The sequence below is a fragment of the Staphylococcus sp. Z5-21 genome, assembly GCF_056529615.1.
Window position 1 is genome coordinate 1,461,616 of the sequence record NZ_CP096462.1, and the last position, 13,653, is coordinate 1,475,268.

Annotated in this window: 10 protein-coding genes; 1 reads left to right on the plus strand and 9 read right to left on the minus strand. The window is 32.0% G+C overall.

Annotated features, from left to right (window positions below; genetic code table 11):
• Positions 1-39: 39 nt before the first annotated feature.
• Both acnA and M1D64_RS07245 read right to left on the minus strand, forming a co-directional pair.
• Positions 40-2,748, minus strand: coding sequence for an aconitate hydratase AcnA (gene acnA / locus M1D64_RS07240; RefSeq protein ID WP_002483374.1), 2,709 nt, complete (start codon positions 2,746-2,748; stop codon positions 40-42).
• Between the two features lie 261 nt (positions 2,749-3,009).
• Positions 3,010-4,653, minus strand: a complete 1,644-nt coding sequence (locus tag M1D64_RS07245) for a BCCT family transporter (protein WP_002483375.1) — start codon at positions 4,651-4,653, stop codon at positions 3,010-3,012.
• A gap of 207 nt (positions 4,654-4,860) precedes the next feature.
• Here M1D64_RS07245 and mscL point away from each other — a divergent pair, with 207 nt between their 5' ends.
• Positions 4,861-5,214, plus strand: coding sequence for a large conductance mechanosensitive channel protein MscL (mscL, locus tag M1D64_RS07250; protein WP_002483376.1), 354 nt, complete (start codon positions 4,861-4,863; stop codon positions 5,212-5,214).
• Positions 5,215-5,352: 138 nt separating this feature from the next.
• Here the strand turns inward: mscL and sbcC are convergent, their stop codons facing one another.
• The 7 genes from sbcC to tkt all read right to left on the minus strand — a co-directional run bounded on the left by sbcC (position 5,353) and on the right by tkt (position 13,592).
• Positions 5,353-8,382, minus strand: coding sequence for an exonuclease subunit SbcC (sbcC, locus tag M1D64_RS07255; protein ID WP_041080502.1), 3,030 nt, complete (start codon positions 8,380-8,382; stop codon positions 5,353-5,355).
• The gene (gene sbcD / locus M1D64_RS07260; RefSeq protein ID WP_069821959.1) at positions 8,383-9,513 is read right to left on the minus strand and encodes an exonuclease subunit SbcD; all 1,131 of its coding nucleotides are present in this window, start codon (positions 9,511-9,513) and stop codon (positions 8,383-8,385) included.
• Between the two features lie 111 nt (positions 9,514-9,624).
• Positions 9,625-10,092, minus strand: coding sequence for a CcdC family protein (locus M1D64_RS07265; protein ID WP_002483379.1), 468 nt, complete (start codon positions 10,090-10,092; stop codon positions 9,625-9,627).
• Between the two features lie 234 nt (positions 10,093-10,326).
• Positions 10,327-10,512, minus strand: a complete 186-nt coding sequence (locus tag M1D64_RS07270) for a hypothetical protein (RefSeq protein ID WP_002483380.1) — start codon at positions 10,510-10,512, stop codon at positions 10,327-10,329.
• A 230-nt stretch (positions 10,513-10,742) separates the two neighbouring features.
• Entirely contained in the window at positions 10,743-10,967 is a 225-nt protein-coding gene (locus M1D64_RS07275; protein WP_129320797.1) for a hypothetical protein, read from the minus strand.
• 190 nt (positions 10,968-11,157) lie between these two features.
• Positions 11,158-11,397 carry a YneF family protein gene (locus M1D64_RS07280; RefSeq protein ID WP_011303187.1) on the minus strand — a complete coding sequence of 80 codons (240 nt, stop codon included), beginning with the start codon at positions 11,395-11,397 and terminating at the stop codon, positions 11,158-11,160.
• A 206-nt stretch (positions 11,398-11,603) separates the two neighbouring features.
• Positions 11,604-13,592 (minus strand): transketolase, encoded by a 1,989-nt coding sequence (gene tkt / locus M1D64_RS07285; protein ID WP_069821958.1) that lies wholly within the window; start codon positions 13,590-13,592, stop codon positions 11,604-11,606.
• Between the last annotated feature and the right edge of the window lie 61 nt (positions 13,593-13,653).

The window sequence follows — 13,653 nt, forward strand, 5'->3', positions numbered from 1 at the left end:
GCCAGTCCATCAGTAAACTTATTATACAGGTTTGTTTTTTTATTGTTGTCCAGCTAGTTTATTTCTTAATACAAGTTGTAAGATACCACCATGACGATAGTAATCCATTTCTACATTTGAGTCGAAACGAGCAATAGCTTTAAATTCAATTACCTCACCATTGTCTTTTTTAGCTTGGACTTTAACTAAGTCGTGTGGCTTAACATTTTCATCAATGTCTACAGAGATAACTTCAGTACCATCGATACCTAAACTATCAGCTGATTCGCCCTCTTGGAATTGTAGCGGCAATACGCCCATCATTACTAAGTTTGAACGGTGAATACGTTCGTAACTCTGCGCAATAACTGTTTTAACGCCTAATAAGTTTGTACCTTTGGCTGCCCAGTCACGTGAAGAACCCATACCGTAGTCGTTACCTGCTAATACAACTAATCCAGTACCGTTTTCCTTATATTTCATAGCTGCATCAAATATAGACATTTGTTCACCTGTAGGCCAGTAAGTAGTATAGCCACCTTCAGTACCAGGTGCAAGTTGGTTTTTAATACGAATATTCGCAAATGTACCCCGCACCATAACTTCATGGTTACCACGACGAGAACCATATGAGTTAAATTGACGAATTGGCACGCCATGTTCAATTAAATATTTACCTGCTGGTGTATCTTTACCAATCGCACCTGCTGGAGAAATATGGTCTGTCGTTACAGAATCACCAAATTTACCCATTACTCGTAAATTATTTAATGAATCAATTGTTCCTGGTTCTTTAGATAAACCTTGGAAAAATGAAGGATTTTGGATATAAGTTGATTCTGGATCAAAATCATATAAAGGTTGATCTGTTACATCAATTTCATTCCACATTTCGTTATTGTTATATACAGTTTCGTACTCTTCTTTAAATAAATCTGGTGTAACAACAGTATCAACTGTGTCTGAAACTTCTTTGATTGATGGCCAAATATCTTTTAGATATACATCTTCGCCATCTTTACCTTTACCAAGTGGTTCATTTTGTAAGTCAATATCTACTGTACCAGCTAAAGCATAAGCAACCACTAATTGTGGTGATGCTAAATAGTTAGCTTTAACTAATGGATGAATACGACCTTCAAAGTTACGGTTACCTGATAAAACAGAAGTAACAAGTAAATCTTCTTCAGCAATCGCTTTTTCAATTTCTTCTAATAATGGACCAGAGTTACCGATACATGTTGTACAACCATAACCAACAAGGTTGAATCCTAAGTCATCAAGATATTCATTTAAACCAGAATCTCTTAAATAACCAGTAACAACTTTTGAACCTGGAGCTAATGATGTTTTAACATATTCAGGTACTTTAAGACCTTTTTCAACTGCTTTTTTAGCAACAAGCCCAGCACCTAACATAACATATGGGTTAGATGTATTCGTACATGAAGTAATCGCAGCGATCGCTAAATCACCCGTCTTCATAGTTGTTGAAGTGCCATCTTTAAATTCAATTGTTGCAGTTTTATCAAATTCACTCTTATCAAAACCATGACCTTGGTTACCCGCTGGTGCAGTTACTGATTTTTCGAATTCTTTTTTCATGTCACTCAAGAAGATTAAATCTTGTGGACGTTTAGGACCTGATAATGAAGCTTCAACAGTAGCTAAATCAAGTTCTACAACATCTGTGTACTCAGGATCTTCTTTTTCTACAGTAAAGAACATGCTATTTTCTTCTAAATATGTTTTAACTAAGTCAATTTGTTCTTCAGAACGACCTGTTAAACGCATATATTTTAATGCTTCTTCATCTACTGGGAAGAAACCACAAGTAGCACCGTATTCAGGAGCCATATTAGCAATTGTTGCACGGTCAGCTAATGGTAAATGTTGTACACCTGGACCGAAGAACTCAACAAATTTGCCTACAACGCCTTTTTTACGTAACTCTTGTGTTACACGTAATGCTAAGTCCGTTGCAGTAGCACCTTGTGGTAAAGCATTTGATAGTCTAACACCAATAACTTCAGGAATTGGGAAGTATGAAGGTTGACCTAACATACCAGCTTCGGCTTCAATACCACCGACACCCCAACCTAATACGCCAAGACCGTTAATCATTGTCGTATGTGAATCGGTACCAACTAATGTATCTGGGAATGCAACAGTTTCACCATCAACTTCACGTGCATGCACAACGTTAGCTAGGTATTCTAAGTTAACTTGGTGTACGATACCCGTTGCTGGTGGAACAGCACTATAATTATTAAATGCTTTAGTTGCCCAATTTAAGAACTGGTAACGTTCATAGTTTCTTTCAAACTCTAATTTCATATTTCGTTCTAGTGCTTCTGGATTAGCATAGCTATCTACTTGTACTGAGTGGTCGATAACTAAATCAACAGGCACTTCTGGATTGATCTTATTTAAGTCGCCACCTACATCATTCATGGCTTTACGTAATGAAGCTAAGTCTACGACAGCAGGTACACCTGTGAAATCTTGTAGAATTACACGTGAAGGTTTGAAAGGCACTTCTCCTTTTGCACCTTCAGTAAAATCAGATAACGCTTTGATGTGTTCATCTGTAATTACAAAACCATCTTCTTGTCTTAAAACAGATTCTAGTAATACTCTAATTGAATATGGCAGTTTCGCTACTTTAGTTAAACCTTGTTCTTCTAAAGTGTTTAAATCATAATACGTGTATGATTTCCCATTTAAGTCAAACGATTTTTTCGCTTGCTGTTTAATATTAGAAGCCATATAAATCCCCCTTGAATTTTTTTAATATATGCCGTTAGTTAAATTGTATAATTATATGTAGTTTAAAACAACTAGATAGAGCCAGAAACATGGCTAAATTAGATTTGATTTTTCAATCAGTATACATAAGCAAAACTTATTGCTAAATGCAGGTGTAATAAGTTATTATTATCAATTGAGAATCATTATCAGCTAATTTCATTATCCTACAAAAAAACTGAGAACCCAATTGGATTCTCAGTTTTTGACTATTAATCAATATTATTTTTCTGCTTTTTCTGCATCTCTTAATGGTGTACGTTTTTCAATAATATCATCTTCATAATCTTCTTGTTGATGTTGTACATAATCTTGCAATCTATGTTTATTTGGTGTCAAAGTAAGTCCTAAGAACTTACGCTCTTGGTTCGCATCTTTGTAGAATGAAATCATCATCATGATCACTACAAAGGAGAACGGTAAGGCACTTATAATGGCGGCACTTTGAATCGCATTCAATGCTTCAGCACCATTACCTCCACCAGCAAATAATAATACGAATGCAATTAATGATTGTGCGATACCCCATGTAACTTTAATCATAATAGAAGGCTCTAATGAACCATTTGTCGTTTGCATACCTAATACAAATGTTGCTGAGTCAGCAGAGGTAATAAAGAATGATGCGATTAATACTAATGCAATAATAGATAGTATAATACCTAGTGGAATTTCATTGAACACACCAAAGAGTTGTGTTTCAGCAGTCATATCGAATAATTCTGGATTTTTCTTACCAGTTTCAATTCCAAGTACACCGAATACACTGAACCAAACGAAACTTACTAACGCTGGTACTAAAAGTACCCCAGCAATAAATTCACGAATAGAACGTCCTTTAGATACACGTGCAATGAAAATACCTACGAATGGGCTCCAACTTAACCACCAACCCCAATAGTAAAGTGTCCAACTAGACATCCATTCACGTTTTTGAGGGTTTAAAGCTGCAGTGTCAAACGTATTTAATAAGAATGAGTTCAACAAACTACCTGTAGAACTTGTCATCATATTTAAAATCAATACTGTCGGTCCAATGATTAAAACAGCAATCATTAAAATTGCACCTAAACTAATATTTAAATTACTTAAATATTGGATGCCTTTACTTAAACCAGACCAAGCACTCATAATAAATAGAATAGTTACAACTACAATAATAATTGCTTGTACCCAAACATTATTTGGTATGCCAAATAAATAGTGAAGCCCACCATTGATTTGCAATGCGCCCATACCTAGTGATACGGCAACACCTACTACTGTAGCGAATACAGCAAGCACATCAATGATTGTCCCAATTGGGCCTTCAACTTTATTTCCTAAGATAGGACGTAATGTTCTAGAAATTAATCCAGGTTCGCCTTTTCTAAATTGGGCATAAGCGAGCGCTAATGCAACTACGCCATAAATTGCCCATGCATGGAATCCCCAATGGAAAAATGTTGAACGTAAGGCCTCGGTATAAGCTGCTGCAGTTTTCGGATCCGCATTTGGCGGCGCTGCAAAGTCAGCCATTGGTTCTGCTGCACCATAGAATACAAGCCCAATACCCATACCAGCACTGAACAACATAGCAAACCATGAAATTGTATTAAATTCAGGTTTGTCGTTCGGTTTACCTAACTTCAATTTACCAATCGGGCTAAAGATTAGGAAAATACAGAAGAATACAATAAACGTTGTAAGAATTAAGTAATACCATCCTAGTTTATCTGTAATCCATAGTTTAATTGTATTCGTAACATGATCAAATTGTTCCGGTAACACTGCGCCGATAATAACAACAATCGCTACGATAATCGCACTATAGATAAAAACTGGAGATATCTTCTTACCATTAGGTTGGTTACTAGAAGAATTCATAATTAATTACTCCCTTTCTTATCATATTAAATTTTCGAATCTAAAATAGAATGATTAGAATTTCTAAACACTACTATTTTATGTAATAGCCACGTATTACAATAACAAAACAATGAGTTAATATCAAATTTCATTAAATAAACTATTTTCTAAACTTTACATATAATGTATAATAAACTTTAAATTTAATTAAGAGGAGTTAATTATATGTTAAAGGAATTCAAAGAGTTTGCACTTAAAGGTAATGTTTTAGATTTAGCAGTTGCTGTAGTTATGGGCGCAGCATTTAATAAAATTGTTACTGCTTTAGTTTCATACATTATCATGCCATTAATTGGTTTAATTTTCGGTACTGTTGACTTTGCTGAAAGCTGGTCATTTATGGGTATTAAATATGGTATGTTCGTTCAATCAATTATTGATTTCATCATCATTGCATTCGCTTTATTCCTTTTCGTTAAAATTGCTAATACGTTAATGAAGAAAGAAGAGGAAGAAGAAATCGAAGAAAACACTGTATTATTAACGGAAATCCGCGACTTATTACGTGAAAAAAATTAATTCGATTTAATTAGTATAAAGCGAAAAAAATTAAGCTTTTTTAAAAATTTTCATAGTTCGCTCTAGTTTAAATCAAAAAAGCCAAGACATTTCAAAATGTCTTGGCTTTTTTCTTATTTAAATATATTTTTTTATACTCTATTGTTTTTTAAAATGCGTTGTACTTTGATATTGTTCTGTGGTTACTTCCAATATAAGCGGTATTCTTTGCTTGAGTTCACTTACGTGAGAAATAATCCCAACCATGCGACCCGTTGATTTTAAACTTAGCAATGTATCTAGTGCAGTTTCTAGTGTTTCCTGATCTAAAGTACCAAATCCTTCATCTACAAACATTGAATCAAGTGAAATCCCACCTGATTCTTGTTGCACAATTTCACTTAATCCCAATGCTAATGCTAATGATGCCTGAAATGTTTCTCCACCAGATAACGATGTAATGTGGCGTGATTGATTTGAATGTGCATCGAACACATCTATTTCTAGTCCACTATAGCCTTGAGATATTTGAGCTCGTCTCGTTAATTGGTATCTCTGTCCCGTCATAATTGCTAAGCGCTGATTAGCTTGAGTAAGAATACGCTCCAAGTAATATATTAATACATAATTTTCCAACGTTAATTTTTGTTCATTTTTCCCTGCTAAAATTTCTGCTAATTGAAATACTTCTTGTTGAGATTGCAATTCACTATTTAACTCATCTATAATTTTATTTATTTCAGTTGTTTTTTTAGAATTAAACTCCATTTTATAGTCATGTTGACTTAATTCAGTTGAAGCTGTTTCATATGCTTGTTGCATTTCTTCAAATCGTTCTTTTAGTTGTTGTGTATCATCTAGCTTCTTATTATTTGTTTCAGCTTTTAGTTGCGCTATATATAATTCGTAAGATTGTTTCTCTTTTTTGAAAGTTTCAATTTCTTTTTCTAAATTTTGCTTTTCTGATGCTTGTGCTGTTACTTTTTCAACTTGTTCTAATGATGTAAAACCAATACGTTGCATTTCCTCATTGATTTTCATATCAGTCTCATTGATTTCAGTTTCTATTTCAGCAAGGTTATTTTTTAAATAAGTTACACTATTTTTTTCTATTGCTAAAGTACTCTTATAATTTTGTATTTTTTGTTCAATTTCATTTAGCGTTTGATCAAATTGGCGTATTTGATTATAAGCATCTTCAAATTTTGTTAAAAATTCATCAACCCGTTTATAACCTGTTGTATTTTCAAAATCGTTTATCGCAGTTTCATTTTCTTTTAATATGTGTTCTTTTTTTTGAATATTCATCTGTAAATCGTGTGAACTTTTTTCATATTGTTGTAATTGGTCTTTTAATTTTTCTATTTCATTATTTTCTTCATCTATTTTTTTCTTTTCTTGATATTTCTTCTCAACTTCATCTTCTATAGCTTCATAATTTATATTTTCCAATGAAGCTATAGTATATTTTGATAATTGCTCCTCAATGTGTGACAATTCACTTTCACATTTAATAATATCTCCTTTTACAGTAGCTATTTTTTCTTCTAATAGCGTGAGCTGTTGATGTCTTTCCATTATTTCATCAAAATCCACGTGACTCGATAATGTATGAATTTCATTACCACAGATTGGGCAAGTTTCACCAGTATGTAGAGCTGCTTGTACTGTTGCAATTACATCTTGTTTGTTGTTTAAATCTAATTTAGATTTATCAATATTATTATATTCCTCATTGAGTTGCACACGCTTTTGACTTAAATCTTTAAGATTACGTTGCTTTTGCATTTTTCTTTTCTGTAATGCATCATACTCAATTTTATCTTTTTCATTTTGCTTCAATTGTTTAATATCATTATTAAGGTTGTATATTGCTTCCGTAATTTGTTCTATCTTTCGATAATCAGGCTGACGTTGATTTAATTTAGCTGTAGTATCTTTGATTTCCTCATTTTTTTGAGTTAAATACGCTTCTAAATCTGTAAATGCTGTTTTCGTGAACTGATAATTGTTGTAGGCATCTTTATATTTATTTGCTTTTTCAAAAAACAATTGCGTCTGTTCAATAAAACGCCTTAGTTCCTCAATATCATCTTGCTTCTCTTTAAGGTTATCCGCTTCAAGGTTACTTTGTTTTATCTTATCCTCCAAATCAAAGATACTTTTAGATTTTTCTTCAATACTTTGCGCTACTTTACCTTTTTTGGAAATTGTATTTTCTTTTACTTCTAATAAATTCGTAATGGGTCTTACTTCGTTGATTTCTGTTACACGCTTAACTTTTTCTTGGATTTCGTGTTCATTAACTAATAATGCTTCATATTTTTGTTGATTTTCATTGAGCTTATTTAAAGCATCCTCTAATTTAATATTATTATTTAAAGCATTTTCTGTACTGTTGACTTTATTTTTTAATATTTCTTTTTTCTGTTCAAAGTCATCTCGTATTATTTGTGCTTTCATTTTAAAATCTGGTAATACCTTAATGATATTGTTCGTTTGTCTAGCACTTATTACTTTATGCTCGCATAATGTTTCATCATCAAAAGTTTCCAATTCTTTCCAATGATTTTCTAAATCGTTGTACCTTTTTTCTATTTGCTCTCTTACTTCTTTTACATCATCAGATAATTTTTTTTGAATTTCTTCAAATCTCTGACTGTTAAACAGTGTTCTTAATATATCTTGTTTTTCCACACTTTTCGAGAGTAAAAATCGTTTAAATTCACCCTGTGGTAATATAAACAGTTGTCGAAATTGTTCAGCATTCACACCTAGTAGCGCTTTGATAAATTGATTACCACTATTAATTTTACTTTCTCTAAGTGCATAATCATCTTGTTCATATTGATAAACTGCTAGTTGCCCTAGTGTTTTATTTTTATTACCTTCCTTTATAAATGCACCTTGTCTTTGAATTTTAAAATATTGATTTCTTAATTTAAATTCAAATTCGACAACCATTGGTTTTTTACTTTCAGCAAAATGACTCCTTAAATCGCTTTCTTTTCTATCTTTTGTGGAAGCTTCACCAAATAATGCAAACACAATAGCATCAAATATCATCGTCTTGCCTGAACCAGTTTTTCCACTGATTAAAAAGAGTTGGTTATTTTCTACATTATTAAAATCAATTGTTTCATTTAAAAAGGGACCGAAATTAGTTAAATTCAGTTTAATGGGTCTCATTTATTTAGAACCCTCCTCAAGTAATGCTGTCATAATTTTTTCTATTTTTTTACTTTGATTCGTAGTTAAATGTTCATCCGTTATACTATTATAAAAATTATCAATTATTGTTTCATCATCTAATTTTTGAATTTCAATATTTTCATGGTGTATAGATATATTAAAATCAAACGTCTGATTGGTTAACGCTAAAGTATTAGGATAAATTTGCTTCAAATGCATCATAGGATCACTCACATGTGACATATGCTTTAATTTAAAATGTAAATAATTTTCTTTATGTTTTACTTCTAACTTTTCTTGTATTGCATCTTCATAATTACCTTCAATCACTTCTAATTGTCTTAGAGGCTTTAATGGTATAAATTTGTCTGTTATTTTTTGATTTTTAATTTCTACTATTTTATAACCTTTTGGTTGTTTCGTTTCTGAAAATGAATATTGTAACAATGAACCACTGTAATTTATAAAATTAGATTCAATACTGAAAGGATGATGTAAATGTCCAAGCATAACTCTATCAAACTGATTAAATAGATTCTCATCAACTGACTCAACTGTACCTATAGTCAACGGCCTTTCAGATTCAGAGCGAATTCCACCTTGTACTGTTAAATGACCAACAAAAATATTCACTTTATTCTCATCTATGACTTCATGCATATATGCCAACACTCTGTTTAAAGCCTGTTGGTGTGTTTCTATAGCTTTGTCATCAAAGAAATATTGCATTTCATTTATAGTGGCAAAAGGCATTGTGTAAAAATCAACGTTCCCAATCGTTACTGGTTTATTCATATCATTAAGGTCAGTACGTATGTACATATGTGATTTTTCAAACCATTTTGAGCCATAATTTAATCTTTCCTTACTATCATGGTTACCATTAATCATAATTAAAGGAATACTCATTTCTAAATTTAATATATCAATTGTCTGTTCAAGTAATTGAATCGCATCTTTATTTGGATAACTTGTGTCATATAGATCACCCGCAATGACAATAACGTCTGGTTGTTCTAATTTCATTGCCTCAATAAATTTATCTAGTATATACGCTTGGTCTTCTAGTAACGACTTCCCATTTAATATTCGCCCTAAATGCCAATCCGCAGTATGTATGATTTTCATTATATCGCCCTCTCTTAGAACGTTTGTTCGTATTAATAGTTTATTATATTTTTCATAACGCTTCAAGTATATTAAAAGAGCCGTTTACCTTTATAGATAAACGGCAATAATTTATTGAATTAAATTACTTTTAACTTTTTTGAATTTATATAACATTGCTATTCTCCAAGGTACAATCATGCAAAATGCTAATAAGAAAAACATACCTGCAATTTCCCCTGGATCAATTTGGTTACTTATAAATATTTTGATTACTGTACGAATTAACAACAATGATATAAGAATAATTGGAAACGCTTTTGAACGTTTCATGTAAATTTCACTACCCTGTGTTTCGAATCTAGATGTCCAAATTAATATGGTAGAAAATAATAACCCCATAATGATACATTCTAAAATCTCAGTTCCAGTTAATCTAAAATAAGGTACCACGTACATCAATGCACCTGTTGCCATAAAAAATGGAGGTAGTATAATTTTCTTTTCATTTACGGGAAATTGTTGTGCTTTCATTCTGACTATAATGACACCAATACCCATTAAAAATGCGAAAACTATTGAAAATACTAAATACAACATGCTTACACCTTCTTTGCGTTTCTACAAGATGATATTTACCTTGGATAGTATATCACTTAATAAATTAATAATCAGTATTTATAGCCTAATTTATTATTTAATCTTCAAAATTTAAGGCTTAATGTTCATATCATGTCTTTTAGTTATGTAGAAAACGACATAGTCAAATGCTTATTCACAATATACACAAAATAAAACCAGCTTATATTTAAGCTGATTTTACTACATGTTTATTTATATTGCATTTGTTTGTGTACATGCGGACAATGCATCGTTTAAAGTGTATCTAAGATAATTCATATCATGTAATTGCATCGCGTTATGATATTTCTTAAATGCTTCGTCGGTCTGAAAGTTAATATGCATATTTGCTAGTCGATCAAGTACTTCTTTATCTTCCATGGCATAAGCATCCTTCACTTATTACTACCTCCCTTATATTCATATTATAACAAATTACAATCTATAATCAATTATTTTTCTGAATATTCCAATTTTTATTGTTATACTCTCCTACACTAATTACGTATTCATTCTATAAATTACCTATAAGAATATATTGTAAATTGATTATTGTATTCTTATTTTTCAAAAAGAATGTTATATAACTTATTTTTAAAATTCTCAATATCCTCATTCATATATTCATCTTATAACTTTTGACTTACACTATCTGTTGGGTAGTGAATTTTATCTTTTTCATCAGTTACAGCTGTGAAGGTAACCTTTGCAACTTGAATCGAATTTGGGAATTGAGTGTTACCATCGAGCAACCACTTCCTTTGATTTTTTGATGCACTTTCATACCCTTTATTATCTACATTTGTAGTATTAAGAAAAGGTATATTTTCATCATCTGAAATTATTATTTTCAAAAACATTCCAAATGCTTTTAATTCATAATTTTGTACCCGAATAATGAAAAAGAAGTTATGAAATACTAAACAATGTATTTATAAATGCGATTTAAAAATTCATAGTCATTTTGCCACTGTGTTGCCAGAGCAAAAAATAAAGGGCTGAAAGTTACTTTTTACAAGTAGCTCCCAGCCCTTTAATGATGTTCTATTTAGATTTTTTCAATTGATCTTGTTGATTTTTATTCATCATTGTCATCATTTGATTTATTTTCTTTTGAGAAGGTTTTTGACCCATTTGCATCATCATCATTCGTAGCATTTCTTCATTGATTGGTGGGTTCTTTTTAAGATAATCCATCATATATTTTCTTGCAAGGAAAAATCCACCTACTAAACCTAAAATTAATGCTAACACGATTAATACGATTGCTAACCAAGTTGCCATTGTTTCACCCACTTTCCTATCCTAATGAATTTTACTAAAATTAGTGCTCATTTTCAAGAGCAACTCTATTTATATAAATTATCGACTCATGTATTATATCAATTTCAAAATCAATTTGTAAATATAAGCTTATTTTAATTATAAAATAAAAAATGGTATGAGAACTTAAGTTCTCATACCAACAAAATCAATTTTCACTACACTAATTAAAATGTTTGAATTTGATTTAATACATTTTCTTTAGTAAAGCCATATTTTTCAACAACTAAGTCTCCAGGAGCACTAGCACCAAATCCGTCGATACCAATTACTTTACCTTCTGTACCTACATATTTGTGCCAACCAAGTGGTGATGCCATTTCAATAGCAACACGTTTAGTAATTGATGATGGTAATACAGATTCTTTATATTCATCAGGTTGTTGGTCAAAAGCGTTCCAGTTTGGCATAGAAACAACACGTGCACCTTTACCTTGAGCTTCTAAATCTTTAGCAGCTTCTATAGCTAAGTTAACTTCAGAACCAGTAGCTAATAGTAAGAATTCTGGTGCTTTATCTGATTCAAATACTACATAAGCACCTTTACGAACACCTTCTTCTACAGTTTCTTTAGAAAGATCCATAGTTGTAAGATTTTGACGTGTTAATACTAATGAAGTTGGTGTGCCTTCTGATTCTAAAGCAACTTCCCAAGCAACACGTGTTTCGTTACCATCTGCTGGACGAATAACGTTCATATTTGGAATTGCACGTAAACCAGCTAATTGTTCGATTGGTTCATGAGTTGGACCATCTTCACCAACAGCGATTGAGTCATGTGTAAAGATAAATGTTGAATTTAGACCCATAATTGATGATAAGCGTAATGCTGGTTTTAAGTAGTCGCTAAATACAAAGAATGTTGCGCCATATGGATGTAATCCGCCGTGAGCAGCCATACCATTTACAGCGGCACCCATTGCAAATTCACGTACACCAAACCAAATATTTTTACCTTCTGGCGTTTCTTTATCGAAATCAGGTGCATCTTTAACATTTGATTTATTTGAACCAGCTAAATCTGCTGATCCACCAAAGAATGAAGGCACTGTTTTACTTAATGCTTGAATCACTTCACCTGAGTCTGCACGTGACGCGCCACTGTGTCCAGCTTCAAAATGAGGTAATGCTTCACTATAATTGACAGGCAATTTACCACTGATTGCTAATTTAAATTCTTCTGCAAGCTCAGGATAATCTTTACTGTAAGTTTCTACAAGTTTATTCCATGCTTCTTCTTTTTCATTTGCACGTTTTAACATGCTTTGTTGGAAGATTTCATAAACTTCTTCTGGTACATTAAAGTGTTTTTCTGGATCTAAACCATAGTTTTCTAACGCTAATTTTCTTTCATCTTCTCCAAGTGGCGCACCGTGCACACCGTGAGAACCTTCTTTATTAGGCGCACCGAAACCGATTACAGTTTTAATTTCTATAATTGTTGGAACATCTTGTGATTTAGCTTCTTCAATAGCTTTATCAATTGCATCTAAATCATTGCCATCTTTAACTAAAATGTGTTTCCAACCGTAAGCTTCGAAACGACCTTTTACATCTTCAGAGAATGCTTTATCTAAATCTCCATCTAACGAGATATCATTTGAATCATATAAAACGATTAATTTATCTAATTGATTATGACCTGCTAAAGAAGCTGCTTCATGAGAAATACCTTCCATTAAGTCACCGTCAGAAGCAATAACATATGTGTAATGATCAACAACGTTAGCATTTTCTTTATTAAATTTACCAGCTAAGTGTTTTTCAGCCATCGCCATACCTACAGACATAGCAAAACCTTGTCCAAGTGGACCAGTTGTTACTTCAATTCCATCTGTATGTTTAAATTCTGGGTGTCCTGGTGTTTTAGAACCCCATTGTCTAAATTGTTTTAACTCTTCTAATTCTAAACTACCTGAAACATGTAATAAACTATATAATAAAGCAGAACCATGTCCAGCAGATAATACAAAGCGATCTCTATCAAAGAAATCTTTTGATTGGGGGTTAAAATTTAAATGGCGTGTCCATAGTGTATATGCCATTGGAGCAGCACCCATTGGTAATCCAGGGTGTCCTGAATTGGCTTGTTCAACAGCATCGATACTCAATGCTCTAATCGTATCAACCGCTAATTGATCTTTTTCTTTATTCATCTAAATGACTTCCTTTCTTCTAACAAGATTCTATATCATTATACCTTATTTAATATCTATT